We start from the raw sequence: 24,582 nt of genomic DNA, 5'->3' as shown, positions 1-24,582 counted from the left end.
ATCGGGTGAGATGCGGATGGGTGACGAATCAGTGGGCAGAAAGCTCTGGTTGTTACCAAGGGCAGTTGATGTACGAGGTGGCTCCGGCTGCCCACTTCCCGCTCGGCGGAAGGTAGAACTCGTAGGAAGCGCAGCCGTTCGGGTACTGCGCCGCCCGGGCCGTTTCGATTGCCAGGACGTTCGCGGAGGAGTCGATCACCCTCTCCCACCCCGGAACTGGGACCATCACATTCGCATTCGCCAGGGCGGCCGGGATGCCGCTGTCGCGGGCCGCGACCGTGACAGCGTGATTGATGGGGATCTGCACGACGGGGGCGCCCAGTTCTGCGAGAGTGGGTGCCGCCGATGCTGCCGGAGCGAAGGTGAGCAGAACGCCACCGATCGCAGTTGTGGCTGCTGCGGTCGTTGCCGCGATTTTCTTCATACGTGCGTGGGGGGTCACAGAGTTCTCCCTTGGGAAGACAGGTCCGATGAGCTCGAACGCTGTTGGGTTACAGCTTTTTCGGCTGTCCGAGTGGTACGAGAGTTCTGTCAGAGCCAGGTCGGATCGGAGTACACGAACACACTGTTGTCCGACGTCGCCGTCGAGACGGCGAACTGTGCGTAGGAGCGGATCGTGACCGGACCCATGCACGCATCGACCTTGACGTGCACGTTCTCCGCCGTGATCGATGCCTTCGCGGCTTCGAGGTCCTTCTTCCCCAGGGGGATCGTGGTGATCGTGCCCGGTGCAATCGTCGTCTGGATGCTCGGGTTTACCGAGGCGTTCACGCCGATGTTCGCCGACGGAACCCCGGAGATGGAGACACCGACGGACGGGCCGAGGGAGAATCCCAGTCCCACGCCGAGGCCGGAGGAGACGTCGATTTGGCAACCGATCTGCAACCCCTGCTCGATATATCCGGTCTTGACGGCCGTATCGCCCGCACCGGAGATGGTGCCGGTGACCTTCGCCGACACGAAACCCTCACGCGTGAACGTCGTCGTGGCCAGATTCGGCACCGGGTTCGCCGAAAGTTTGGTAGCAGCGAGATCGAGGGTCCAGCCGTCATCGGTGACCGTGCTTGCAAACTTGTCCGGCAGTGCCGTCGGGGTCGCCGAGGCGGTACCGGCAAACGCGAGTGCGCTCACCATCAATACCGACGACACCGCAGCACATGCGCCCACGGCTTTTCCGATGCGGCGCTTTCTTGTCAACGTGCGGACGGTTTCGGCGGTGGTGGTGGCCATGGTCGGTCTCCCTGGGGATGAGTCGAAATCTCGGAAACCAGAACGATTGCCGAAACTTAACTGAACGTCTGACCGGGACGCTACAACACCGCATACATGCCCGACTAGCCTCCAATGTCCGGATCAGTCCACCTAAAGTCGTACTCCGAGTTACGGAAACATTACGGAGAAGCCCGGACCAGGCGGTTCGTTCCCCGGAGAGATGTGACGAGCCTCATGGTCACGAAATGATGACGCCAAACGCGGTGCAGTCATTTGTCGGCAAACGCACGGTGACCTACCGAGCGAAGGGGCTCGATGGTGGCGAGGTAGTCGAGGACCATCATTCGCGCGACGTCGAGATCTCGCGTTCCGCATGTCTGGGTGTACCGGTTGACTCTCAAATCGTAGCGATGACGGCACACGTGAGAGCCTGCTAGGCATGGGATTTCGCGAGGAGTCGATCGCTGTGGCCATCCGAGTGGGGCAGGGCTACTTCACCGGAAACGCCACTCCTCGCACGCACACGCGGCGGCGCTGCAGCAGACTACGAATCAGATCTGACTATCACTGGGGCCTCCGACATCGCCGGGATTGCGGTGACTGCTCGCGCACGAACACCAGGCGCTGCAACGGCACTCGCGAACGACGCCGCGCGTGCGCTGAGTTCGTATCTCAACGACATGCCCAGGACGACCACCAACAAGATCAGCTACCGGGTCAGCTCTTTGGCTGAATAGCGAGCCCCACCACGCCACTTCATGTTCGCTCGGCGGTGACAACGCGAACATCGATGATGCAGCACTCCGCCGCGTACCCAAGGACCATCGCCCACAGCTCAGGGTTGTACCGGTTTCGGCCAGGCCGTCGCGGCTTTGCCGGTCACCTTCGGGTGGGCGATGACAGCGGTAATGAACGCCGGGATCGACAGGCTCATTCCATGCGAAAGTGTCGCCTCGGCCTTGCTTCCTTCGAGCCACACGCGCGGAACGTCTTCGAGATAGAAGCGGAACGCGGAGTCCTCTCCCACCCAGACATCGAGGATGCTGACCTTCTCGTTCAGCGTTCGCTCGCCGAAGGTCTGAGCGGTGAAGGCGCTGCCTGGTGTCATACCCGCTTCGACGGAGCTGGTTGCCTTCGGGCTGAACGTCGGCGTCGTAGCTGCCCAGCAGCGACTGAGAGACGAAGATGACCACCTGCGATTCGTCGATCCATTTACAGGCCGCGACGATGGCTTTGGYCAGGTCTTCGCGGCTCACGAACTCATGCTTTACGGAGGTCGTCGATCACGTAGAGGCGTTCCGGTTCGCTCAGTAGAACCGACAGGGGTGAGAGGTTGCGCATTTCGCGGGCAGTCTCGGTGTCGGAGGCTGCGATCTCGCGGACGGCGTCGATGTCGTTGTTGCTCACGATGTGTTCCCACTGGTCGAGGCATCGGGTCACTGAGGCGCCGGTGACGTGCTGGCGCAGTCGGTGCAGGCTGTTGTGGACCTGATCGGTGTCGAGGCTGAGGTGTTCGCGTTCGACGACGATCGCGTCGCCCAACTCGATTCGAACTGCCAAGTTCAGCGCTGGATCAATGTGGGCACCCCTCGCGTCGATGTCGAGGATCTCTCGTCGACTCCTGACGGCCATCTGTGGCTGGCAGACATCGGCGACAACAACGCGATGCGAACGTCGATCGGGCTGATCGCACTCGATCCAGCTTCAGGCACCGCCACCTCCTACCCCCTGGTTTATCCGGACGGGGCGCACGACGCCGAGACACTGCTGATCCAGAGCAACGGGCTTCCCGTCATCGTCACCAAGGATTACCTGGGCGCAAGCGTGGTCTACACAACCGCTGAACGACAGCAGGTTCAGGATCTGAGTATGGCGTCGCCGACCATGTTGGCCAAGGTAGGTCAGCTCAGATTTACTCCCACCCTCACTTCCGGTGGACCGGTCCCCCATGCCGGAACGATGGCTGTCACCGGAGGCGCCGTGAGCAAAGACGGCACGGTGGTAGCGCTGCGCAACTACACCGATGTCTACCTCTACACAGCTCCCGACGGCGATGTCGCGAAAGCCTTGACCACCAATCCTATTCGTGTGCCCCTTCCCGACGAGCCACAAGGTGAAGCGATCGCGTTCGACGCGGCCGGTGATCTGATCAGTGGCTCCGAGGCATACCAAGGGCCGCTGCCTCCGCTCCGAATTCTTCGAGGCGCCAGTGACATCGCGCGCTCGGGCGGAACCACAAGCTCTCTCGGGTCGTAGTCGATTCACGTCTCGGGAAAGCGGACAGGCGCCGCTATCATGGCCGAGTGAACAAACAACTTCGAGCAACAGTGGCGATCTCGACAGTTCTCGCGCTGGCTTCGTGCGCGAATTCTCTCGAAGGAACACCTCGACCGGATGCGTTTGTTCCGAGCGTCGACAATCCGGATCCGTCCGAATCCATCGACGGAGTTGTCACGGTCGACTACCCGGCAGCTCAACACGTACGGCCGAACGAACGTGTGGCGTACACACATTCACCGCCCTTCGGTGGTCGCCATGATTCGGTCTGGGCAAACTGCACCGGAGTTGTCTACCCGCAAGCCATTCGAACCGAGAATGCGGTCCATTCCCTCGAGCACGGGGCAGTGTGGATCACGTACAACCCCGACCTGGTCTCGAGTGAGGATCAGGCGCGCTTGGCACAGCGAGTCGAAGGCATGAGCTACACCTTGATGTCGCCGTATCCGACCCTGGATTCGCCTATCTCGCTGCAGTCCTGGGGCCGTCAACTCAAACTCGACAACGCTGAGGACGCTCGCATCGATCAATTCGTCTCGGCGCTACGAGTCAACCCGAACACGTATCCCGAAGTGGGCGCGACGTGTTCGGTGCCGATGACTAGCTTCGACCCGAACAACCCGCCGCCATTCGACCCCACCACTCCGGATCCGTCTTCTCCCGCAACAGTTCCGGAGCGGTAGCATCCCAGCAGACCCCTGTTCACAGCAGGGAGAAACTACTTACCTCGCGACCGACGTTCCAGTTCCACTGCGCGGCGCATGGTTTCCCGTGCCCGGCTTCGGTCACCGGCATAGTCGTAGGCGCGAGCGAGTCGGAAGTTCTGCTTCCAGTTGTCCGGGTCTGCTTCCCAGTCGACCTTGATCTGAGCGAACAACTCGTCGGCGGCCGCCCGCTCGATCCGGCCCGAAGGCAATTTCGGAAGTGAAGACGCATCGACAGCGAGGCCCTCGTCGTGAATCTGCTGCGCGAGGCGTTGGTGTGTGAAGCCGGCACGAAGGGTGGCGATGACGAGCCACAGCCCCAGGAACGGCAGGATCAGCACGCCGATCCCGAGACCGATCGCGGCGCCGCCTCCGTCTTGGATGAGCTGGATTCCGCGCTGGCCGAGCAACACGAAGTACACCGCGAGCGCGATACAGATCGCAACGATCAGCGCGAGGGTGCGGGTGGTCTTGTTCATAGATCGAGGAAGGAATCGATACCGACCGTCAGGCCCGGACGTGACCCGATCTGGCGGACACCGAGCAGAACGCCCGGCGCGAACGAATTCCGGTCGATCGAGTCGTGGCGAATGGTCAGCGTCTCGCCCTGAGTTCCGAGAATCACTTCCTGATGCGCGACCAGTCCGGCCATCCGCACGGAGTGAACCCGGACTCCGTCGACGTCGGCTCCACGCGCACCCTCGAGCTCGGTCGTGGTGGCGTCAGGGCTGCGTCCGACGCCTGCTTCCGCGCGAGCTTCGGCGATCATGGCGGCCGTTCGGTATGCGGTGCCCGAGGGAGCATCTGCCTTGTTGGGGTGGTGAAGTTCGATGACCTCGACGGAATCGAAGAAGCGCGCCGCGGCAGCCGAGAAGCGCATCAACAACACAGCACCGATGGCGAAGTTCGGGGCGATCAGAACACCCGTTGCAGGCTGCTCGTCGAGCCAGGACTGCACAGTCGCCAGCCTGGACTCGTCGAAACCGGTGGTGCCGATCACGGCGTGAATTCCGTTGGCCACGAGGAATTCCAGATTTCCCATGACGACGTCGGGGTGCGTGAAATCGACGACTACCTGAGTGCGGGTGTCGACGAACGTCTCGATGCGATCACCGGTATCGACCTGAGCGACAAGTTCCAGATCGGGAGCAGCTTCCACTGCCTCGCAGATCGCTCGACCGACCTTGCCCTTGGCTCCCAGAACCCCGACCCTGATGGGTGCTGCACTCACGTCTTCCACGCTCCGTCCGATGCATTGTTTGAGGTGAAGCCTACGCAATCGTGCCGATGCGCTCACCATCAGTCGGGCAGGAGTTATGTCACCACTGGCACACTGGACGTAGTGAGCAACCGTCCGCAAGTCCGCGAAACCGGCAACCTTCGACCACTCGAGTTGGCAACGGGTGCCGTCATGGCCGGATTCACGGTCGCGTTGTCCGTCATTGCCACGGTCATCCCCATGGCCAGCGCCCTCAACCTCGTGGCCGCCGTTCCGATGGGAATTGTTGCCCAGCGCTTTCGAGTCCGCGCCGTGATGACGGCCGGCGTCTCGGCTACTGCGGTCGCTTTCGTCGCAGCGGGTTCGGGATCTGCGGCGGCGGTCGCGCTGAGCGCTCTCCTCGGCGGAATCATCGGTACGGTCAAGCGGCGCGGTCTCGGCTTCATCTCCGCGTTGCTGTCGTCGCTTGTCATCGGACCCGCGCTGGCGTTGTTCTCCATAGTCCTGTTGCTTGTTCTCGCGCCCCTGCGCACCTTGTTGTTGACCTCGCTGGAGAACACCGCGCTGGGCGTGGCCGCAATCTTGAAGCGTGCCCCGACGCTGGTCGGCGCAGCCGAATGGATCGAGAACAGCATCGGCTCGATCATCGACTACTGGTGGTTGTGGATCGGCCTGTCGATCAGCTCCGGAATCGTCCTCAGCACCGTCGTCTCCTATTTTGTCCTCGGTGCCGTCCTCGATCGATTGGCCGCACTCCCCTCGGCCGACCCGCTCCAGACAGCTCCCGACGACCGTCCGATCGACCCGCTACCGGTCACTTTCGATCACGTGGGCTTCACCTATCCGAGTGCATCGACGCCGGCGCTCGTCGACGTCAACTTCACGGTCCGACGAGGAGAGTTCGTCACCGTCGTCGGCCACAACGGCTCGGGCAAGTCCACACTCACCCGGTTGCTCGCCGGTCGCGCACCGACCGTCGGGACCCTGACGAGGCCCGGGTCCGCCGGTCTCGGTCGACACGGCGGAACCGCCGTCGTCCTCCAACGTCCCGAGAGCCAGATCCTCGGAACCCGCGTCGCCGATGACGTCGTCTGGGGGCTTCCGCCCGAGTCGCATCCCGACGTCGATGCACTGCTGGCCGAGGTGGGACTCGCGGGCATGGGCATGCGCGAGACCTCAGGGCTGTCCGGCGGCGAGATGCAACGTCTGGCGGTTGCTGCCGCTCTGGCTCGTCGCCCCGCTCTGCTGATCGCGGACGAAGCCACCGCGATGGTCGATCAGGCCGGCCGGGAGGAATTGGTCTCGCTCCTCGCCGAACTGCCCCAGCGCCATCCGATGGCCGTGGTGCTGGTCACCCATCACCACGCCGACACCCGCAACGCAGATCGGGTGATTCAACTACACCGCGGACGGCAGATCGATCACCAACCCGGTTGGATGACGTCGACGTTCGCGGGTCCGCCGTCTGCGCCGTGGCCGGCCGGCACTCGAACTGTCCTCCAACTCACCGATGTCACCCACACCTACAACGACCGGACTCCGTGGTCGCGGCGCGCACTCTCGGACGTGAATCTGACCATCGGAGACGGGGACGGGCTACTGGTCCTGGGCGGCAACGGTTCCGGTAAATCGACCCTGGCCTGGATCATGGCGRGCTTGATCGCACCGAGCCGGGGAACCGCGGTCTTCGACGGCAAACCCGTCTCGCGTCAGCTCGGCACTGTCGGTCTGACGTTCCAACACTCGAGGCTGCAGCTGCAACGCCGAACCGTCGCCGAAGACATCGAGGCCGCCGGCGGTCCGGAGATCGGATCGGTGCAAGTCTCCTGGGCGCTCGACGCCGTCGGACTCGACCGTCACATCGCCGGCCGCAGTATCGACGAGTTGAGCGGCGGACAGATGCGAYGCGTCGTACTGGCCGGTCTCCTCGTCCGCCAACCCCGAGTACTCATCCTCGACGAACCATTGGCCGGGCTCGATCCACCCGGCCGACACGAAATCCTGAACGTACTCAGGTGGATTCGTCGGAACGGAACCGCAGTAGTCGTCATCTCCCACGATGTCGACGGCATGGATGCCGTCTGCAGCAGAACAATTCGACTGTCGCAGGGTCGCATCCTCGACCCTGCCGCCAGCAGTGCCTTGGAAGGATCGACGACGTGACAACACTTCTGCGCGAAGTCCCGACTTCATCGCCGATCCACCGATTGTGGGCCGGAACGAAGATCGTTGCCGTCGTTCTCGTCAGCATCGTGGTCGTGGCCGCGCCGTCCTGGCCGGCGATCGGCGTCGTACTGGGATTGTTGTTGCTGACCGCGGTGATCGGACGTATCCCCCCGACTGCAGTTCCCCGGCCTCCGTGGTGGTTGTGGGCGCTGATCCTGCTCGGCGCGTTGATCAACCTTCCGATCGGCATCGACGCGGTGTTCATCTACCTGCAAGCTGTGACGTTCGGTCTTGTATTGCTCTGCGTCTCACTGATGTTGGCGTGGACCACGTCGATGAGCGACGTGGCGCCGGCACTGGCAACGCTCGGTAGACCGCTGCGAATATTCAAGATCCCGGTCGACGAGTGGGCCATCGCGACCGCCCTCTGCATTCGTTCACTTCCACTGTTGATCGACGAGATGCTCACCCTGGTAGCGGCGCGACGACTGCGCCCGAAAGCTGTGGTGAACAGCGCGGCCGACAATTCGATAGTCGACCTGATCACCACAACCATGTCCGTGGCAATTCGGCGGTCTGCCGAAATGGGCGAAGCAATCTCCGCTCGCGGGGGCACTGGACTGATTGCGGCGTACCCCAAGCGCCCTCAGCTCGCCGACCTGTTCGCACTGACCGTCGTCATCGCCGCGTGCGTCAGTGCCGTTGCTTTGACGATAGTTCTGCGCTGATCGAGTCATCGCTGACAGAATTTGCCTGGGCGATGATCGCAGAACCCATCCAGCGCCGTAGGTATCGCCGCAGTTCCTCATCGCTCCGCGGTGGGTCGCCAGGCGCGAGGAAAAACGACTGCATCGTCCGCAGGACGTATTCGACCAGTTCCTGAAGTGACGCGTCGTCGTAGCCGTAATGCACCCAGTCCACGTCGAAGCGGTTGATCATCGCCATTCCGAAGGCTTGCGCCTCCTGAGAGGTCAGACCCTCCGGGTGCAGACTCGAATTCGTGCTTGTCAGAAGGATGCCGAGATGCGGTGTTCGGTGGACCTGAGTCAGTGTGTAGAGAACACCCTCGGTCATCGCCTCGACGGGATCTTCGATGCCGCTCACGTGTGTGGTGAGTCGATCGAGGTAACCGTCCACCGACGCGATCGCCGCTGCCCGCATCAGAGCGTCGGCGCTGGGGAAGTATCGATACACGGTCTGCCGGATCACGCCCAGTGACTCCGCCACGTCGCCGATGCTGATTTCCGAACTCGTCCGTCCGATCAGCTCGACCGCGGCCTCGACAATTCGACGAGACGCATCTTCGTCGTTGTCCGGTGGATTGCCGCCCCACCCACGCCTTCGTGCCACTGCCCACTTCCTCGCTCGAACGAGGCTCGAACCATGTCTTTGCGCTCGAAGTCCAAGAGCCACAGGCTAACACAGGCAGGTTTTGCATCTGCGTCCCTCGAATTCACGTTCGTCATCGAAAAGTGAACATACAACTGCACACCAATATGTATGATTACCGCCACACGTGGCTTCGAATGCCAGAGCGGCCACCTGACCAGCCCCTCCGAAAGACGAGGTTCGACAAGTGACCAACCTTCAGCCCCGAAAGATGGATTTCGGATTCGAGGATCATGACGTTCCCTTCCTGTGGAACCCGGAGAATCCGGCCTGGTCGAGCATGTCCAACGCGGTCTCGTTCCTGGCCATCGGTTTCGAAAAGATGATCGTGAAGATGATCATGCAAACCAAGTCGCGGATCAGCGATCCGGAGGTCGCCGAGGAAGCCGTGGCATTCATGCGTCAAGAAGGCCACCACTCGACCGCCCACCGCCAACATGTGAAAGCTCTGATCAGGCGATACCCCGGACTGCAGAACACACTCGACGCCGTGATCGGTGAATTCGATCTACTCACCGAGGCGACCTCGTTGAACTACCGGCTCGCGTACACCGCAGATCTGGAGGCGACCTTCACACCGGTGTTCAAACTGATGCTCGACAACGAGGCGACCTTGTTCCGTCCGGGAGACGACCGCGTCGCGTCGCTGTTCATCTGGCACTTCGTCGAGGAGGTCGAGCATCGCAGCTCGGCACTGATCATCTTCAATTCCGTTGTCGGAAGCGAGCTTTACCGGATGCGAATGGCGCCGTCGATCTTCGCGCACGTCATGAAGGTGATTCGCATCGCCTGTGCAGGGTTCAACCAGCACGTTCCACTCTCCGAACGGCAAGTCGACTCACTGTCGATGTTCGCCATGCACCGCACCAAGCAGAAGATTCTGACGTCGTTTGCGCCCTACCTGACCAAGGGCACCATGCCCCGCGCCTTCGATCACCTACAACTCGGCGAACAACTCGTCGCGCTCGGCGGTGTCTTCCGCAGCCAGATGCCCAATCACAACCCGGACCACGAGAAGCTCCCCGCACTGGCCGACCAGTGGTTCAAGCGTTACGACGACGGCTACGACTGCACACGCTGGTACACCGCCGAATCTCAGGCACAAGAGTCGATCACGTCAGGGGCCAACTGATGGCAGAGCACTGCTCCCCCACGTTTGCCCAACTGGCAACAGAACTCGGTTTCTCCTGTCAGGAAGCAGGTGGACTCGTCGAGTTCCGTAACCCGGCGGCCCTCGAGAACTGGACCCTGCCCGTACTCGAATGGACGATCATCGTCGGCTCGGTACTCGCACTGGTCTTGGCGATCGTGCGACTGCGCCGCAACGGCGACCCCACCAACCTGGTCCTTTGGTTCGGCGCCACCGCCTACCTGTTCATCATCGAGCCTCCGCTGTACTTCCCGGCAGCGTTCGGCATCGAAGAACAAGTGGACACGATGTTCGCGCACAACGTGTTCACCGTCGACTTCATGTGGGGTCGACTGCCGCTGTACATCATTGCCATCTACCCGCTCATGGCGACGTTGGCCTTCGAAATAGTCAGAATGCTCGGCGTTTTCCGCAAATACGGTCCCCTGCTGGGTGCAGTCTGCGTCGGCTTCGTCCACCATGCGTTCTACGAAATCTTCGATCACCTCGGACCCCAGTTGCGGTGGTGGGAGTGGTCGACGTCGAACCCGATCAACCAACCCATGTTCGACGCGGTTCCACTCCCCAGCGTGGTCGTCTTCGCCGCTCTGTGGCCGATGTCGTTGGCATTCTGCGTCCAGTACTTCGTCGGACGGCACGTCGATGCCGGCAAGCACTTCTCCGGGCTTCAGTTGGTTTGGCGCACCATCGTGATCGGCCTGCTGGCCTCGCTGGGTACGTTCATTCTCCCGCTCCCGGCGACGGTCTTCGGGATGGGCAGTGACACCGTTCGTGGGTTCCTCTATGCGGCGGAACTCGCCGTCCTCACAGTGGTCGCGATCGTGGTTCTCGTCCGCCAGTGGAGAAACCTGCGCACGGCAGAATCGAACGCTCCTGCACACACCAACAGGTTCGTCCAGATTTACAGCGTGGTGTACCTGGTTGTCATGGCCGTACTGTGGGCGAGTGCGCTTCCGGACTTCTTCGACGCAGTCGACGGTTCCACCAGCGCTGGAGATCCCATCGGGAACCTGTGGTACACACTGGCGTGCTTCGTCATCGCAATCCTGTGTGTGAGCGCAACTTTCACCATTCCGAAGAGGAACTCCGTCGTCGACGACGCTGAACTTCTCGGGGCAAACTCAACGACTCCGGCCAGCTAGGTCGACCGGGACGAGACCTCTCGGGTCTCGTCCCGGTTTGTCGGTGTCTCGAGACAACGGCGTCACGGGACGCGGTGAGTCCACGCTTCGGTGCTGAACTTCGTGTCCACCAGCTTGCGCGCCTGCCCCAACTCCGAGTCCGTGTAGTCGCTGTCACGGGTGTCGTACTGGCCGCGGAAGTGCTGCGCAAACGACTCCAGGATCGCTGCACGCGTCATTCCGGTTTGAGAACGCAGCGGATCGACCCGCTTGGCTGCGCTCTTGGTTCCCTTGTCCGACATCTTCTCTCGCCCGATTCGCAGCACCTGCGTCATCTTCTCCGCATCGATGTCGTAGGCCATGGTCACGTGATGGAGCACGGTGCCGGACGCGAATCGCTTCTGAGCGGCGCCGGCTATCTTGCCCTTGTCCGAGGCGATGTCGTTGAGCGGCACGTACCGAGCGTTGATACCCACCTCGGCCAGCGCTCCCATCACCCACTGATCGAGAAACGCGTAGGACTGCTCGAAACTCAAACCTTCGACCAACGACGCCGGTACTGCCAACGAGTACGTGATGCAGTTGCCAGGTTCCATGAACATCGCGCCGCCACCGGAGATTCGGCGCACCACGCCGATGCCGTGCCGCGCAGCAGCCTCGGAGTCGACCTCGTTACGCACGGATTGGAACGATCCGATCACGACCAAGGGCGAGTCCCAGTCCCAGAATCGCAGTGTCGGCGGACGCTCACCCGATGCCACCTCACGCGCGATGACCTCGTCCAGCGCGACGTGCATCGCTGGGTCCAGAAYCACCGGTGGGATGAGGTCGAACGTGTGATCCGCCCAACTCGTGGCGTGACCGAGTGCGCGCCGGATCGCAATACCGACCGACTGCGGCGTGAAGCCGATCATCGAGACGGACTCGTCGAGCGCACTGGAGATAGCTTGTGCCAACTGTTCTGCATCCGAGTCGGCTGGCATTCCGCGCAACGCCGCGTTGATGTCGTCGAGCGCACTGTCGGGCTCGAGGAAGAAGTCCCCCGAGACTGCGACTTCGGCCAGCCGACCGTCCGCCACCTCGACGTCGACCGCGACCAGTTTTCCACCAGGAACCTTGTACTCTCCACGCATTCGTCCAGCCTATCCCTGTGCGATTCTCTGCGGTGAGCGCCGTCGAAGATCACACCGCGCGCGCAGTGCGCATCGGTTCGGCCGGAAGGGTGATCAGGCTCTCACACCTGTAAACCGCTGTGCGGCTCCATGATCGCGCGGCGAGGACAGCAGGTGTCGGCCCCCGCCTTGACACGTGCTTCTTCCGACAGGCGAGATGATCGCTGGGGTGGGAGGATTACCGCAACGAGCCAACTCTCTGGCGAGTGACAACGGAGGTAGACATGAAGGTCCCGGCGTTCCACTCGACGGTTCCTTCGGATCTCGACGTCTATCACGACAACGAAAGCTGCATTTTGGCCGCGCGCATCGCAGTACCCCATCGTGCCCCCGGGGTCGACGGCCGACCGTGGTGCACTGCCTGCGCGTCTTTGGACTGACGAGCGACCACCAGCTCACTCACACCCATGTCGCCGATTCGGGGACAACTCCATGTGCCAGAGCGTTCGCATCGATGACAGCGCGGAGCCACGCGGTCAGACCGTCCTCGACCGTCTCGTAGAACAGCGCGTCGTAGAACTCGGAGAATCCCGGATCGGCCACGTACATCCGCCCCAGACACACCTGCATCGAATGTGTGCAGTCGAAGTAGACCCCGATCGACGCTCGGTGGCGTTCTGCCAGCGAATTCGCCTCGGCGCTTCCCGGTTCGACACCCGCGCGGCACGCCAACGCCAGATCTTCGTTGAGCGTCTCGACGCAGTCGGTGATCTTCTGCCAATCCTCAGCGGTCCTACCCGCCGACCGTTCCGCGTGCTGCGCCCACTGCGCGCTGTCACCCCAACGCTCGTGCGCCTCCGGCCCCCATGACGGCTGCCAGTGTCGGCCGAAGATCGACACCTGCTCGTCTGCCGGCAACAGCACACCGGACTTCCTGGCATCGATGATGCGATCCAAGGACTCGCCCCGTTGCTCCAAGTCGGCAATCCGTTGTCGCAACTCGGCGCGCTGCCCGCGCAGTGTTTCATCCACGTGGGCTGCCGGCGATTCGAGCAATATCCCGATCTCGTCGAGCGACAAGCCCACGTCGCGGTAGACAAGTACGCGACCAATTCGGCCGAGGTCGGCGTCGGTGTACAGCCGGTAGCCACCGTCACTGCGCCCGGACGGGCACACCAAACCGATTGCGTCCCAATGATGAAGGGTACGTACAGTTATGCCCAGCCGAGATGCGGCAGCACCGACGGTAAGAGCACTGTCTGCCTCGCCTCCGAAGAGTTGGTCCGTCACGGCATCCAGTTTGACAGACGCGGCGCGCGAGACCACCGCGTCAGACTTCTGTTCAGTCGTCGGGTCCGTCAATTCCCATACCTCGCAGATGCTCGGCCTCGGCACTGTTCGGGTCGTACGGACGAGCGGCCGTCATGATCACACGCGCGTTCTCCGGTGTCACGATCTCCAACTCCAGTGAATTCCACGGCTTCAGGTCTGGACCGCTGGTGCATCCGGGCCGCAATTCCTCACACGCCTTTGCTATCTGGTCGATCTGACTCAGCACACACGCAAAGCTCACGCTGATGGACGGTGGTGAATCTGCTCGCTCGCCGGGCACGAGCAGAACGTCTTGAAATGCCCAGCGCCGCAGATGCGTCAGTCGATCAGGCACCGAAAAGAGGTCGAAGAAACCGAGCCCGCGGATCCAGAAGTCTGCCGATTCGGCCAGATCCGAAGTCGGAACAGACACGAACATCGGCATACCGTAGAGACCTCGGAACTGTTCCGGAGGCACGGCATCGGTCGTAGGGACAGGGACGGGGCTGACGTCGAATGCAGGGTAGGTGTCGGTCATGAAGTCATCGTGAGCCCTCACGCTACGTCAGGGTCAAATCTTGTGAACTCCGATCACAAAACACAGTGACCGGAAAACACAGTGATCAGAAATCGAGAAGCACCGAGCCCGCAAGCCTCATAGGTTTGTCGAAACGACGCTCACGCCGACAAACTGGAGGTAGCCGACCATGGCACAGACGGATCCAACACCGAGAGATCCCATCGGGAATCACTGCGAACCGAAGTCCGGCGGTCCCGGCGCACTGTCACGGTGGATGCAGCGGAACGCGAACGCCCGCACGAATCGCAAGATTCGGCGCGGGAAAGGCACGTTCATGGGAATGGACGTCCTCATCCTGCACACGGTAGGCCGACGCAGCGGGCAACCCCGAGAGACTCCGCTGATGCACCTGTCCGACGGCAGGGGCGGTCTGTTGATCGTGGCTTCGGGCGGCGGCGGTCGAAACCCGGACTGGCACTCGAATGTGGTGGCGCATCCCGATCGAGTGTCTATCGAGATGCCCGGCCGAAATGTCGTACCAGTCACAGCTCACGAACTCGAAGGCGACGATCGCGAGCATGCGTGGCACCAAGTGGCCACCGCCCAGCCCCGAATCGCCAAGTACCAGAGCAAGTCCGATCGCAAGTACCCGCTGATTCGGCTCACCGTGATGTGAGTGGTGGTGTGAGCCGAATCAGATTGCGCAATTACACCTCGCCGGCGATTACACCTCGCCGGCGAATACACCGCCGTCTGCGAATACACGTTGGGCAAAGCGTTCGCCGATGAGACGATGCGTTGCAGCGTCCGGATGGAGCTGATCGGGAAGCGGCAACTCTTCGTTCTCCGCGGCACCGTAGAGATCACACCCGTCGACGTAATGCAGATTGGGATCATCGACTGACCGCTGGGTTACGATGCGCGCCAACTCTTCCCGAATCGAGCGCAGCGTCAGCTTCCCGGATGCCCGCTCGGCGGGATCTCCGGTGGCAACGAATCGCATTTCGCCTCTGGCAAGAGCGTCGAAGTCGAAGGCGCCAGGCCCCGGTGTGTCCTCGTGGATCGGGCAATAGACGGGCGAAACGACCAACAGCGGAGCCACTGGATGACCGTCGCGAACCGTGTCGAGGAAGCCGTGCATTGCAGATGTGAAGGCCCGTAGGCGCATCACGTCGGAGTTGACCAGATTGATGCCCATCTTGATGCTGATCAGGTCAGCAGAAGTGTCGCGCATCGCGCGGGCGGTGTACTGGTCCAGCAGAGCACTGCCACTGAACCCGAGGTTGATCAGATCCACGCCGCCGACGGAGGCTGCAAGAGCAGGCCAAGTGCCGGAGGGACTTTCAGCGCCGGATCCTTGACTGATCGAGCTTCCGTGATGGAGCCACACGCGGCGCTTCGTATCAACCGCGAGTTCGAGTGGCGCGTCGGTTCGCAATGCGACAAGTTCGGTGGTCTCGTTGTGTGGCAACCAGATCTCGACGGTCTTGGATCGCGCGGGCAGCTCCGCGAAACGGATGATACTGACAGGTCCGGACTGCCTCTGAGCGGTACCGGTAGCCATGTCGATCGTCACCGTATTGCCGCCCGTAGCGCTTGCTTGCCCGGCCAGTTCGCCGTCGACGAGCAGGTCGTACACCCCTTGCGGCCTCGGCGGAGCGCCGGTGTAGATCATTTTCGTGGGCAGAGTATCTAGTTCGATGCTCGTGGCGCTGGTTCGGAATACTAGCCGCACTCCGGACGGTTGTGATTGCGCCATTGCCATCTGCCCGTCAGCGAATTGCGTGCGAGCCTTGGCAGGTAGGCGGTGCGTCAGCACACCGCGTTCGGTCCGTTCGATTTCGAGGGCTCCGCGCACGATGTCGTCGGAAATTTCGGTAGTAATCCAGCTGCTCTGGCTGTGCATTTCATTCACCTGAAAATCGTTTACGGAAGTTTGCTACTGCTGATAGTAATTTGCCTATACTCTTTAGGCAAGTGGTTTACCCTCCCAACGAACAGGACCGATTGACATGCCTCGCGCAGGACTCACAGCCGACCGCCTCGCGATGGCGGGCGCGGAATTGGCCGACGAGGTCGGCTTCGAGCACGTGACCGTATCGGCAGTCGCCAGGCAGTTCGACGTCAAGGTCGCAAGCCTGTACTCCCACGTGAAGAGTTCGAACGACCTCAAAACCAGAATCGCGTTGCTCGCTTTGGAGGAGATGGCCGGCCAGGCTGCCGACGCCGTGGCCGGTCGGTCCGGCCGCGACGCTTTGACCGCCTTCGCGAACGTCTATCGCGACTACGCGAAGGCACACCCCGGCCGGTACGCCGCGTCACAGATGCGCCTCACCCCGGAGGACGCAGCAGCGAGCGCGGGCTTCAGACACTCGCAGATGATGCGATCGATTCTGCGCGGATACAACCTCACCGACCTCGACCAGACTCACGCAGTTCGGTTGCTAGGCAGCGTTTTCCATGGATATGCCAGCCTGGAGTTAGGTGGATCGTTCAGCCACAGTGCACCGGACAGCGCCGAAAGCTGGTCCAGGATCCTCGAGGCTCTCGATTCGATGCTGACCAATTGGCCAGCGTCGAGTGCATGATCAGGCGTGCTTCTTCTGAGCAAAGTTTCTGCGCCACTTGGTGATGGCATGCGGCCTGATGATGGAGACCGCAACGTCGAGCCCACCGCAGGAGCAGCGCCACAAAATTGCGCATTCCCGTAATCATTGGTCGCACTGGAACAGCAGAGGGTCCGAGTGGGCAGGAAGTCGAGGCCTGGGGCTGCGCCTAGAGGAGAAGCTTGGCACGCAGAGAGTCGATAGTGTCCTGGTCGACGCCGAGGCCCTCCCGTACGTAAGTATCCATACCGCCGTAGAGCCGGTCCACCTGGGCGTACGCCGCATCGAGCCACGACAGGTCCACCGCGTCGTCCCGGCCCAGGTACGTGTTCGACGCCATGAAGTCCGCACTGATGACCTCACGCGGGACACCGAGGATGGTCAGCAGGATCGCGGTACCCCAACCGGTGCGATCCTTCCCTGCGCTGCAGTGGTAGACGGTTGCGCCGTCGGAGTTGTTCGCGATCGCCGTCAGCAGATCATGGAAGGCGACATCGGAGCCACGGTAGTTGACCATGAACGGGTAGCCGATGCTCTGGCCGATGTTCGAGGTTCCGTTGACCGCGCCGTCGATCAATGCGCGACCGAGGGTCAGGGGAACGAACTCGTGGAACGCGATGCCATGGTCGATGCTGACGACGTCGGCGACCTGGTAGGTGACCCCGGCGGGGATCCGATCGGGATCCTCCGTGCGTTCGGAGGTGTTACGCAGATCGACGTCGAGGGTCAGGTTCGCGGCGGTGAGTTTGGCCAGATCAGTCTCATTGAGCGAGCTGAGCTTGTTGGAACGGAACACCAGGCCTGTCCGGACGGTCCTGCCGTCGGTAGTCCGATAGCCGCCGATGTCGCGGAAGTTCCGCGCCTCGTCGAGCCTGATCTCGGCCGCGGACGGCGGTGGGATCTCCGGCAGCGGCGGTTGCTCCTCGGACGATCCGAACTGGCTCGAACCCGATTGCGGGTCGCCGCTCGAGGCGGAGGCGAGTGCGGGAACGGTCAAGGCCGCCACCACGGTAAACAGCGCAGTGAGGGCAATTCCGAAAGAATGCGCCCCTCGGCGGCGCGTGTAAGCAGTCGTCATCGTCGTCCTCTTCACTCGCTGTGCTGGACGACCCCGCGCCCCCGCAAACTCACGTGCGAGATTACAAGGGTGGCGCGCTCCTCGTCCCGACTTTGCCCCAAAAACCGGACATTTGTTCAGGTGTCCGAATTGCCCGCTCCTGCCACTCCTACACCCTCGGCACACTGAACCGCGCCCGTGCTTGTCACGCGGGGTCGGAGTCGAGTCGATTCCGAAGCCAAGCACCCATATCGAGCGCAGCACGCCGGGCAACAGGCGTTGGATGGTTTGTAAATCCATGCGGGACAACAGGATAGAGGCGCAAGTCGACGTCGTTACCGGCCGCCGACAGCCGCGCCACCATGGCAAGGTTCTCAGCCAGAACCACGTCTTCTGATCCGACCACCACGAGGGTTGGCGGCAGGCCGCTGAGTTCGCCGAATGTCGGAGAAATATCCGGGAGAGTGCGATCATCGACATGCCCGACATAGGCTTCGATGAAGTATTCGTCGCTGATGGTGCGGCCCGCGGGAGTCTGCGCACTGACGTCGTACGTGCCCGCTTCCAGCACGGCACCCGAAAACGACTTGGCCAGACCTCGATCACGAAGGCGCAGCAATGTCGTCGTCACCAAGGTTGCTCCCGCCGACATGCCACCGATGGCGAGCCTGGTCGTCCCGAACCGTTCGGCAGCGACATCAAGTAGCCACAAAGCAACTGCCTCACAATCGTCCGGCGCTGCAGGCCAAGGGAATTCCGGTGCAAGCCGGTAATCGACGGTAACCACTGCCACCCCGACCGCGTCGGCAAGTCTCGTACTTCGGGCGTCAGCGCTGGCCGCTGAACTTATGTAGAAACCACCACCCGGAAGATACAGATAGACCCCGTTGACAACGCCGTCTTTCGGCGTGACTACGCGCACTGAAACGGATCGACCCTCGATGTCGAGTGTGTGTTCAACAGCCCGGGTCGCCGTGGGCTCAACCACCCTGGATGCTCGCGCCACAAGCAGTTCCTGCAGCGAACTCGGACCGACACCGGCAAGCCGCGGCGCATAGAACGCTCGGGTGATCGCCACATCGTCGCCGGGTAGTTGTTCGGCCAGATCAGTCAGTGCAAGCTTCACAAATGCTCCCTCGGGTCGCGACTTGTCGACAATTCTCGCACCCCGTACAGCAGCCTCGAGCCGGGGCATTCCAGGCAGTGAAGACGTGACGGGTATGTGCGAATCGCGCCGCAGAAAGGCTTTCTCGCGCTACCCTCATCTCCAAATTGGACGTTTGTCTAGAAAGGTCACCGGATGCGCGCGCTGTTGCTTGCCACCCTTGCAATCCTGGCTATCCAGATTGCAGCCCCGGCGGCAAACGCTTCACCTCCGGATCCGGGCTGGACTCTCCCCCAACTGACCGTCGCAGATCGAACGATCAAGGACGTCGACGGACGAACGGTGTTGCTCCGCGGCGTGAACGCCAACGGTCTCAATGACTACGCAACCAACGGCACCGGTCTACCCACCGTTACGCCGCTGGGAAGAACGGACTTCGCGCAGATGGCTGCGCTGGGCTTCAACGTCGTCCGACTCAACGTCGCGTGGTCCCTCCTCGAACCGACCCGCGGTGCATTCGACACTGCGTATGTCGACCGGATTCGAGGCGCAGTCCAGAACGCGAAAGATCACGGCATTTACACCGTTCTCGACATGCATCAGGACGCATGGGGCCCGTACGTCGGCACCCCGAGCGACCAGTCGTGCCCGTCTTTCATGGAGCCGGGAGTCGGCTGGGACGGCGCACCGGAGTGGGCAACCCTGACCGGCGGATGGACGACCTGCAACATCGGTGGACTCCGGGAAGCCGCACCGGCGATCGCCCATGCCTTCCAGGCGTTTTACGACGACGAGCAAGGAATCCAGAGTCGCCTCGTGGCTACGTGGGCGCGGTTGGCCGCCGAGTTCAAAGACGAACCGGCGGTGGCAGGATACGACCTTTTGAACGAACCGAATCCCGGCCTGCGCGATCCATTCACCGCCGCTGATCAGATCGGGCAGTTCTACAAGCGGGCCACCGACGCCATCAGACAGGCCGAATCAGGCGGATTTCCGCACCTCGTGTTCTTCGAGCCCAGCGCGATCTGGTCGGCATTCGGCTTCGACGCGCTGCCCCCACGCCAGTACCTGACCGATCCTCTGGTGGTCTTCTCGCCACATCTCTACAGCGAATCGATAACAGTCAGTAGCGAATTCCCCGGAATCGAAGACGGGTTCAAGATCGCCGACCGCGCTGCCGCCTGGTACGACGCCCCGTTGTGGACGGGTGAATGGGGTTGGTTCGGGGATGCCGGCGAGCAGGGAGCAGACGTCGACCGCTTCGTCGACGCCACCGACAAGTACCGGATGGGCGGCGCGTGGTGGTCGTGGACACAAGCGTGCGGTGACCCCCACCCGGTTCGGGACGGCAATACCCACCAGCCGCAAGGAAATTTGAATCGCATCGACTGCCCTTCCGGCGAATCACTCGGGCTCGTAGAGGGATTTGCCGGGCCTCTCTCGCGTGCTTATCCGCGAGCAGCGCCCGGCACACTGACGGGGTTGTCGCGCAACGGGTTTACCGGGACGGGTACCGGACAGGTCGAAGCCTGGTACCCCGGCACCGACCGGCCACAGCTCGAGACCACGAATCTCGCTGACGTCCGACTGTCCCCGATAGAGGGCGGCTGGCAACTGATCGGCCACGCCGATGGCGACTACGCGGTGAACTTGGCCTGATAGGACACCCACCTCGGCGGTCCGCGTTCACACCACCTGAAAGAGGGTTTATCAGAAGACTCCGCCGATTCCTTTGCCGATCAGAACAACTCCGACGACCAAGATCAACACACTCATCACCGTGGTGTTGTTGTCCTGGAGCCAGACTTTGAGTTTGGCCAACGGCTCGCGCAGACGATCAGCAGCCACCAGGTATCCGATGACCGGGATCGCGACCGTTGAACTGGCGATGATCGTGAAGGCGAGGACAGAGGCGATCACTCCACTGGTCGCCAGCGACGCCGAGCCGATCGACACTCCCGCCGCGATGCACATCAGCAGATTCTTCGGGTTGATCGCGGCGAGCGCGAATCCTAGGCCCAACCCCTTGACCGCGGTCATCTCGTCGATGGCTTGCATCCACTTCGGTGTTTCGTGCTCGCCGCTGCGCCCTCGCCACTGCTTGACCCCGACCGCCAACAGGAGTACACCGAGAGCTAGTTTGATCCACGATACCGTGGCAGACGGTCCATTGCCCGAGGCGCTGAGGGCACTGGACAGGATGACAAAAAGAACTGTGGCAATGAAGATTCCGAGCAGCCAACCCAACGCGAACCCGATGCTGGTGCTACCCGCGCGCTTGGAGAGCAACATCAAGATCGTGGCGATGACGGCTACCGGAGACACGGCGACACCGACAGCTATGGGGAGGAGATCTCCGATAACGGAACCCATGTCAAAACTCGTTTCTCATCGGGACGCAGTCGATACCGCTGCGCGCCAATGCTGACACTCTGTGCGCTTACATCGTTCGTGCCTCATTCGAAAGGGATGAGCGCCCGAACGCCGGACCTCCGTCTCGCCCCGTCAATTCGTCTGTGCTTGTTGGAATGCAGCGGCAACACCACCGACGTCTCCCCCGACTTGGAACACGCCCCTAGGCAGGTCGGGAAACACTGCATCGCTGACGGCGACGACAAACAGAAGTCGGCGATCGTCGGGGGTGATCATGTAACCCGACAACGCTTGAAGAGTGACTATCAACCTGCCGGTGTCAGATTCGACGTCGGCGGATGTTCCCGTCTTACCGATGACCTTCCCCTTTGCCGGACTGTCGGTTCCCACGCCCGACAACGAGCCTCGCTCACCGAGTACGGGTTGACCTGCCCAGAACGTATCGGCCCATGGCTGCTGGTCCACCCAGTCGAGCCACTGGAGGACGGCTGCGGGCGTCGATTGTGACGGGTCTCCACCCTGACCGTCCATGACCACCAGGTCGGATGCTGCAATACCTGCCTTCTCGGCGAGTGCCCGCACGGTGGGAAGACCGTCGCTGCACGACGACGATCCTGTCGCTACTGCCAACAGACACAAGAAAGTGTTCGCGCCCGTGTTGTAGCTTGTCGCGAGAATCATCCCTCCCGACTCCGAAATTGGTGCCGATTGCAGGCTCGCAACTTGTCGACTTCCTGAATATGTCCGATCGACAGGCAGGGCAGCCGTGCTGTTCGTACGAGATACCGATGCAACCTCGATTCCATTGCGTCGCAGTGCTTCTACGAACAGCTGACGCGCCCACGTCGGCGCGTCGGTAATGCGATAGACAGTCAGCGATGTCTTTCCAGCCGGCACCGACCCGGTCACGTTGATCCGGGTGGGATCGGACGGATCGGCCGCAACCTTCAGAGTCGAGTCGCTACCTTCCTCACCCGTGGTGACCTGAGCATCGACGCGGAACAGGCCGTTGCCGGGAAGCATGTCGATGGCGGCGGGCTCACCTACCGCACCCGGACTCGCCTGGATATCGACGAGGTTGTCGTTGACGAAAATCGACGGGACCAGGCCTTCGACTGTCGAGTATGTGTCCCACAGACGAGGGTCCACCAGAACGTCGCCGTTTACCCGAGTGATGCCGGCGTCGGCTACTTGTCGTGCGAGATCGTTCAGGCCTGCCAGCGGATCACCGGGCGCGAGAACGGCTCCTGGCAGGGCATCGGCGTAGACGTGGTCGATGCCGTCGGTGGCGAAATCGAATCGGCCTTGTGCGGCGTTGCGCCCACCGAGCGCGAGGTCACCGGAGCCGACCAGCACCAGATCACCGGTAAGGGTGCCCTCGACGGGGAGAGAAGTGGCATAAACGGGGGTGGTGACAGTGTGGTCTACACCAAGGGTGTCGTAGGCGGTGCCGACGGTGAAATGTTTGGTCTGGGAAGCCAAAAACATAGAGCTATCAGCATTGTTGCTGTAAATCACCTCGTCGGTGGCGGGGTCGACCAAGAGATAGGACCACCGAGCCATGGCGTACGGATCGGTGGCCATGATGCGGGCTGCCTCCTCTGGAACCTGTTGCGCCGGAGCCGATGCGGAATCGGAATTCGACGGCTTCGCCGAACATGCGGTGAGGACTACTCCGACGCTGATCAACGCAGCGACGGCGCGAACTGATGTGGTGTGCGGCATGGACGCTCCTGAGGATGCATGACTGATTTGTCGTAATTTACTGCAAAGTGCAGCATGCAGAGTGCAGTATCGTTTAAAGTCCCTCTATGAACCCTTTTGGGAAGTCGACGTCCTTTCACAACGTCAAGACCCGCAAAGTGGCTGTGGCCTGCATCGCTACGGCATTGCTGCTCTCAGCCTGTTCGTCCGCAACCGATTCCGAGTCCCCCTCATCGTCCCCGCCGACCTCCGCCGGGTCTGCGGACAGCGCCGTCTTGTCTTTCGACAGCGCCGCAATGGATTCCGTCGTCTCCGAGAAGGCAGAAGAGTTCCGTGAGATCGCAATGGTGGTCATGGTCACGACGCCGACGCAGAAGTACGTCAACACATGGGGTTCGGTCAAGGAAGGCGTGAACGAGCCTCCCACTCTGGACACCAAGGTTCGCGTGGGCTCGAACACCAAGACCTGGACCGGTACGGCCATCCTGCAGTTGGTCGACGAAGGCAAGGTTGCGGTAACCGATCCGGTCAGCAAGTTCCGCCCCGATGTCCCCAACGGCGACAACATCACCATCGGCGACCTGCTCGACATGCGTAGCGGCCTGTACAACTACACCGAAACCCTCGAACTCAACCGGGCGCTCGACGAGCAACCGGAGCGAGTGTGGACACCCGAGGAACTGCTGGCAATGGGGCTGAGCCAGCCGCCGTATTTCGCGCCCGACTCCGGTTATCACTACTCCAACACCAATACCGTTCTCCTCGGCTTGATCGCCGAGCAGCTGGACGGCAAGCCGATTCAGCAGATCTTCGCGGACCGATTCTTCGGGCCACTCGCACTGGCAGGGACGTCGTTTCCTGCGAACACCGACACCAGCATCCCGACTCCCTTTGCAGACGGCTACACCTACAGTGGCAACGTCGAAACGCTCGGCGAAGGCAAAGAGGCTCTCCCACAATCTCGCCTCGACGCGATCGCCGCAGGCACCGAAAAACCGACCAACACCACTAGGCACAATCCCTCGTGGACATGGTCTGCAGGTCAGGGAATTTCGACTGCAAACGACATGGCGACATGGGTCAAAGCTCTGGGAACCGGTTCGCTCCTGAGTCCCGCCACACAAGAGTTGCGTTTGAACAGTGTGCAACCCACAGATGGCGAAGGATCTGCAGGATACGGATACGGTATCGCTCAAATGGGTCCGATGTACGGCCACATCGGCGAACTGCCCGGCTACAACTCGTTCATGGGGTACGACCCGGTCAACGACGTGACCTTGGTGGTGTGGGGAAATCTGGCACCCACGGCCGATGGTTTCGCCCCGGCCTCTGCCGTCGCTGCAGCGCTCGTCCCCTTCATCTACGGCAAGCCCGCTCAGGACACATCCGACGACATCGCCGACACCGAGGATGCAAACGGTGAAGGGAAGTAGCACTTGTAGGCTCGGATGTAACCGCGGAACGAAGGGAGCCATGTGGCTCAGCGTGATCTCACACCTACCTCGTACATGATCCTGGGACTGCTGACGGTCAAGGACTGGTCGGCATACGAGATC

At 61.8% G+C, this 24,582-nt stretch carries 27 protein-coding genes; 12 read left to right on the top strand and 15 right to left on the bottom strand.

What is annotated here, in order from left to right; translation table 11 throughout:
- Nucleotides 1–52 precede the first annotated feature (52 nt).
- Both AC1DWA_RS26460 and AC1DWA_RS26455 read right to left on the bottom strand, forming a co-directional pair.
- Entirely contained in the window at nucleotides 53–442 is a 390-nt protein-coding gene (locus AC1DWA_RS26460; RefSeq protein ID WP_378666282.1) for a hypothetical protein, read from the bottom strand.
- A gap of 89 nt (nucleotides 443–531) precedes the next feature.
- Entirely contained in the window at nucleotides 532–1,230 is a 699-nt protein-coding gene (locus AC1DWA_RS26455; RefSeq protein WP_378666280.1) for an MspA family porin, read from the bottom strand.
- Between the two features lie 578 nt (nucleotides 1,231–1,808).
- Between AC1DWA_RS26455 and AC1DWA_RS26450 the strand changes: the two genes are divergently transcribed.
- Entirely contained in the window at nucleotides 1,809–1,949 is a 141-nt protein-coding gene (locus tag AC1DWA_RS26450; protein ID WP_378666278.1) for a hypothetical protein, read from the top strand.
- 98 nt (nucleotides 1,950–2,047) lie between these two features.
- Here AC1DWA_RS26450 and AC1DWA_RS26445 read toward each other — a convergent pair whose 3' ends face one another.
- The gene (locus tag AC1DWA_RS26445) at nucleotides 2,048–2,320 is read right to left on the bottom strand and encodes a hypothetical protein (protein WP_378666276.1); all 273 of its coding nucleotides are present in this window, start codon (nucleotides 2,318–2,320) and stop codon (nucleotides 2,048–2,050) included.
- A gap of 152 nt (nucleotides 2,321–2,472) precedes the next feature.
- Nucleotides 2,473–2,619 carry a hypothetical protein gene (locus AC1DWA_RS26440; protein WP_378666273.1) on the bottom strand — a complete coding sequence of 49 codons (147 nt, stop codon included), beginning with the start codon at nucleotides 2,617–2,619 and terminating at the stop codon, nucleotides 2,473–2,475.
- Between the two features lie 48 nt (nucleotides 2,620–2,667).
- Here AC1DWA_RS26440 and AC1DWA_RS26435 point away from each other — a divergent pair, with 48 nt between their 5' ends.
- Together AC1DWA_RS26435 and AC1DWA_RS26430 are read left to right on the top strand one after the other, a co-directional pair.
- Nucleotides 2,668–3,468, top strand: a complete 801-nt coding sequence (locus AC1DWA_RS26435) for a hypothetical protein (RefSeq protein WP_428690398.1) — start codon at nucleotides 2,668–2,670, stop codon at nucleotides 3,466–3,468.
- Nucleotides 3,469–3,515: 47 nt separating this feature from the next.
- The gene (locus AC1DWA_RS26430; protein WP_019748146.1) at nucleotides 3,516–4,172 is read left to right on the top strand and encodes a DUF3105 domain-containing protein; all 657 of its coding nucleotides are present in this window, start codon (nucleotides 3,516–3,518) and stop codon (nucleotides 4,170–4,172) included.
- A 35-nt stretch (nucleotides 4,173–4,207) separates the two neighbouring features.
- Here the strand turns inward: AC1DWA_RS26430 and AC1DWA_RS26425 are convergent, their stop codons facing one another.
- Together AC1DWA_RS26425 and dapB are read right to left on the bottom strand one after the other, a co-directional pair.
- Nucleotides 4,208–4,672, bottom strand: a complete 465-nt coding sequence (locus AC1DWA_RS26425) for a hypothetical protein (RefSeq protein ID WP_020907483.1) — start codon at nucleotides 4,670–4,672, stop codon at nucleotides 4,208–4,210.
- Nucleotides 4,669–5,433 carry a 4-hydroxy-tetrahydrodipicolinate reductase gene (gene dapB / locus AC1DWA_RS26420; RefSeq protein ID WP_019748144.1) on the bottom strand — a complete coding sequence of 255 codons (765 nt, stop codon included), beginning with the start codon at nucleotides 5,431–5,433 and terminating at the stop codon, nucleotides 4,669–4,671. The genes AC1DWA_RS26425 and dapB overlap by 4 nt, the downstream gene beginning before the upstream one ends.
- Nucleotides 5,434–5,535: 102 nt before the next feature.
- On the opposite strand from dapB, the gene AC1DWA_RS26415 reads away from it, so the two are divergent.
- Both AC1DWA_RS26415 and AC1DWA_RS26410 read left to right on the top strand, forming a co-directional pair.
- Entirely contained in the window at nucleotides 5,536–7,575 is a 2,040-nt protein-coding gene (locus tag AC1DWA_RS26415; RefSeq protein ID WP_477917228.1) for an ABC transporter ATP-binding protein, read from the top strand.
- Nucleotides 7,572–8,306, top strand: a complete 735-nt coding sequence (locus tag AC1DWA_RS26410) for an energy-coupling factor transporter transmembrane component T family protein (protein WP_020907480.1) — start codon at nucleotides 7,572–7,574, stop codon at nucleotides 8,304–8,306. Before AC1DWA_RS26415 ends, AC1DWA_RS26410 begins: the two co-directional genes overlap by 4 nt.
- On the opposite strand, the gene AC1DWA_RS26405 is transcribed toward AC1DWA_RS26410, so the two are convergent.
- A complete protein-coding gene (locus AC1DWA_RS26405; RefSeq protein WP_019748141.1) occupies nucleotides 8,272–8,928 on the bottom strand; it encodes a TetR/AcrR family transcriptional regulator in 657 nt (218 codons plus the stop codon). The two genes, AC1DWA_RS26410 and AC1DWA_RS26405, sit on opposite strands and share 35 nt — an antisense overlap.
- Before the next feature lie 226 nt (nucleotides 8,929–9,154).
- Here AC1DWA_RS26405 and AC1DWA_RS26400 point away from each other — a divergent pair, with 226 nt between their 5' ends.
- Nucleotides 9,155–10,099, top strand: a complete 945-nt coding sequence (locus tag AC1DWA_RS26400; protein ID WP_029255210.1) for a metal-dependent hydrolase — start codon at nucleotides 9,155–9,157, stop codon at nucleotides 10,097–10,099.
- Entirely contained in the window at nucleotides 10,099–11,259 is a 1,161-nt protein-coding gene (locus AC1DWA_RS26395) for a DUF7802 domain-containing protein (RefSeq protein WP_021333568.1), read from the top strand. The genes AC1DWA_RS26400 and AC1DWA_RS26395 overlap by 1 nt, the downstream gene beginning before the upstream one ends.
- 62 nt (nucleotides 11,260–11,321) lie before the next feature.
- Here AC1DWA_RS26395 and AC1DWA_RS26390 read toward each other — a convergent pair whose 3' ends face one another.
- Nucleotides 11,322–12,371 (bottom strand): lipoate--protein ligase family protein, encoded by a 1,050-nt coding sequence (locus AC1DWA_RS26390; RefSeq protein WP_477917226.1) that lies wholly within the window; start codon nucleotides 12,369–12,371, stop codon nucleotides 11,322–11,324.
- Nucleotides 12,372–12,616: 245 nt separating this feature from the next.
- Here AC1DWA_RS26390 and AC1DWA_RS26385 point away from each other — a divergent pair, with 245 nt between their 5' ends.
- A complete protein-coding gene (locus AC1DWA_RS26385; protein WP_153211278.1) occupies nucleotides 12,617–12,790 on the top strand; it encodes a hypothetical protein in 174 nt (57 codons plus the stop codon).
- A 19-nt stretch (nucleotides 12,791–12,809) separates the two neighbouring features.
- Here the strand turns inward: AC1DWA_RS26385 and AC1DWA_RS26380 are convergent, their stop codons facing one another.
- Both AC1DWA_RS26380 and AC1DWA_RS26375 read right to left on the bottom strand, forming a co-directional pair.
- Nucleotides 12,810–13,640, bottom strand: coding sequence for a MerR family transcriptional regulator (locus AC1DWA_RS26380; RefSeq protein WP_477845932.1), 831 nt, complete (start codon nucleotides 13,638–13,640; stop codon nucleotides 12,810–12,812).
- A 52-nt stretch (nucleotides 13,641–13,692) separates the two neighbouring features.
- Entirely contained in the window at nucleotides 13,693–14,199 is a 507-nt protein-coding gene (locus AC1DWA_RS26375) for a VOC family protein (protein ID WP_019748135.1), read from the bottom strand.
- Between the two features lie 169 nt (nucleotides 14,200–14,368).
- On the opposite strand from AC1DWA_RS26375, the gene AC1DWA_RS26370 reads away from it, so the two are divergent.
- The gene (locus tag AC1DWA_RS26370) at nucleotides 14,369–14,857 is read left to right on the top strand and encodes a nitroreductase family deazaflavin-dependent oxidoreductase (RefSeq protein ID WP_080910499.1); all 489 of its coding nucleotides are present in this window, start codon (nucleotides 14,369–14,371) and stop codon (nucleotides 14,855–14,857) included.
- A gap of 48 nt (nucleotides 14,858–14,905) precedes the next feature.
- Here the strand turns inward: AC1DWA_RS26370 and AC1DWA_RS26365 are convergent, their stop codons facing one another.
- Complete coding sequence (locus tag AC1DWA_RS26365; protein ID WP_477845931.1) at nucleotides 14,906–16,087, bottom strand: GDSL-type esterase/lipase family protein; 1,182 nt, start codon at nucleotides 16,085–16,087, stop codon at nucleotides 14,906–14,908.
- Between the two features lie 106 nt (nucleotides 16,088–16,193).
- Between AC1DWA_RS26365 and AC1DWA_RS26360 the strand changes: the two genes are divergently transcribed.
- Nucleotides 16,194–16,769 (top strand): TetR/AcrR family transcriptional regulator, encoded by a 576-nt coding sequence (locus AC1DWA_RS26360; RefSeq protein ID WP_020969429.1) that lies wholly within the window; start codon nucleotides 16,194–16,196, stop codon nucleotides 16,767–16,769.
- Nucleotides 16,770–16,956: 187 nt separating this feature from the next.
- Here the strand turns inward: AC1DWA_RS26360 and AC1DWA_RS26355 are convergent, their stop codons facing one another.
- Together AC1DWA_RS26355 and AC1DWA_RS26350 are read right to left on the bottom strand one after the other, a co-directional pair.
- On the bottom strand, nucleotides 16,957–17,865 hold the full coding sequence (locus AC1DWA_RS26355; RefSeq protein ID WP_477845930.1) for a tyrosine-protein phosphatase: 909 nt from the start codon (nucleotides 17,863–17,865) through the stop codon (nucleotides 16,957–16,959).
- A 184-nt stretch (nucleotides 17,866–18,049) separates the two neighbouring features.
- Nucleotides 18,050–18,970 carry an alpha/beta hydrolase gene (locus tag AC1DWA_RS26350; RefSeq protein WP_477845929.1) on the bottom strand — a complete coding sequence of 307 codons (921 nt, stop codon included), beginning with the start codon at nucleotides 18,968–18,970 and terminating at the stop codon, nucleotides 18,050–18,052.
- A gap of 174 nt (nucleotides 18,971–19,144) precedes the next feature.
- On the opposite strand from AC1DWA_RS26350, the gene AC1DWA_RS26345 reads away from it, so the two are divergent.
- The gene (locus AC1DWA_RS26345; RefSeq protein ID WP_477845928.1) at nucleotides 19,145–20,608 is read left to right on the top strand and encodes a glycoside hydrolase family 5 protein; all 1,464 of its coding nucleotides are present in this window, start codon (nucleotides 19,145–19,147) and stop codon (nucleotides 20,606–20,608) included.
- A 51-nt stretch (nucleotides 20,609–20,659) separates the two neighbouring features.
- Here the strand turns inward: AC1DWA_RS26345 and AC1DWA_RS26340 are convergent, their stop codons facing one another.
- Entirely contained in the window at nucleotides 20,660–21,322 is a 663-nt protein-coding gene (locus tag AC1DWA_RS26340; RefSeq protein ID WP_042951710.1) for a GAP family protein, read from the bottom strand.
- 132 nt (nucleotides 21,323–21,454) lie between these two features.
- Nucleotides 21,455–23,047, bottom strand: coding sequence for a D-alanyl-D-alanine carboxypeptidase/D-alanyl-D-alanine-endopeptidase (locus AC1DWA_RS26335; RefSeq protein WP_151530825.1), 1,593 nt, complete (start codon nucleotides 23,045–23,047; stop codon nucleotides 21,455–21,457).
- Nucleotides 23,048–23,133: 86 nt separating this feature from the next.
- On the opposite strand from AC1DWA_RS26335, the gene AC1DWA_RS26330 reads away from it, so the two are divergent.
- Nucleotides 23,134–24,459: a serine hydrolase domain-containing protein gene (locus AC1DWA_RS26330; RefSeq protein ID WP_151530826.1), complete on the top strand. Its 1,326-nt coding sequence runs from the start codon at nucleotides 23,134–23,136 to the stop codon at nucleotides 24,457–24,459.
- Nucleotides 24,460–24,582: the final 123 nt, after the last annotated feature.

The sequence above is a fragment of the Rhodococcus sp. P4_F3_2 genome (genome assembly GCF_056401335.1).
The sequence above is the reverse complement of the archived record's forward strand: the minus strand, read 5'-3'. Positions and strand labels throughout refer to the sequence as shown.

Bases quoted from the DNA above. Each gene is read 5' to 3' on its own strand.
- AC1DWA_RS26455 (WP_378666280.1), bottom strand. From the start codon at position 1,230: ATGGCCACCACCACCGCCGAAACCGTCCGCACGTTGACAAGAAAGCGC.
- AC1DWA_RS26370 (WP_080910499.1), top strand. From the start codon at position 14,369: ATGGCACAGACGGATCCAACACCGAGAGATCCCATCGGGAATCACTGC.
- AC1DWA_RS26345 (WP_477845928.1), top strand. From the start codon at position 19,145: ATGCGCGCGCTGTTGCTTGCCACCCTTGCAATCCTGGCTATCCAGATT.
- AC1DWA_RS26340 (WP_042951710.1), bottom strand. From the start codon at position 21,322: ATGGGTTCCGTTATCGGAGATCTCCTCCCCATAGCTGTCGGTGTCGCC.
- AC1DWA_RS26355 (WP_477845930.1), bottom strand. From the start codon at position 17,865: ATGACGACTGCTTACACGCGCCGCCGAGGGGCGCATTCTTTCGGAATT.
- AC1DWA_RS26445 (WP_378666276.1), bottom strand. From the start codon at position 2,320: ATGACACCAGGCAGCGCCTTCACCGCTCAGACCTTCGGCGAGCGAACG.
- AC1DWA_RS26360 (WP_020969429.1), top strand. From the start codon at position 16,194: ATGCCTCGCGCAGGACTCACAGCCGACCGCCTCGCGATGGCGGGCGCG.
- AC1DWA_RS26425 (WP_020907483.1), bottom strand. From the start codon at position 4,672: ATGAACAAGACCACCCGCACCCTCGCGCTGATCGTTGCGATCTGTATC.
- AC1DWA_RS26335 (WP_151530825.1), bottom strand. From the start codon at position 23,047: ATGCCGCACACCACATCAGTTCGCGCCGTCGCTGCGTTGATCAGCGTC.
- AC1DWA_RS26395 (WP_021333568.1), top strand. From the start codon at position 10,099: ATGGCAGAGCACTGCTCCCCCACGTTTGCCCAACTGGCAACAGAACTC.
- AC1DWA_RS26330 (WP_151530826.1), top strand. From the start codon at position 23,134: ATGAACCCTTTTGGGAAGTCGACGTCCTTTCACAACGTCAAGACCCGC.
- AC1DWA_RS26365 (WP_477845931.1), bottom strand. From the start codon at position 16,087: ATGCACAGCCAGAGCAGCTGGATTACTACCGAAATTTCCGACGACATC.
- AC1DWA_RS26375 (WP_019748135.1), bottom strand. From the start codon at position 14,199: ATGACCGACACCTACCCTGCATTCGACGTCAGCCCCGTCCCTGTCCCT.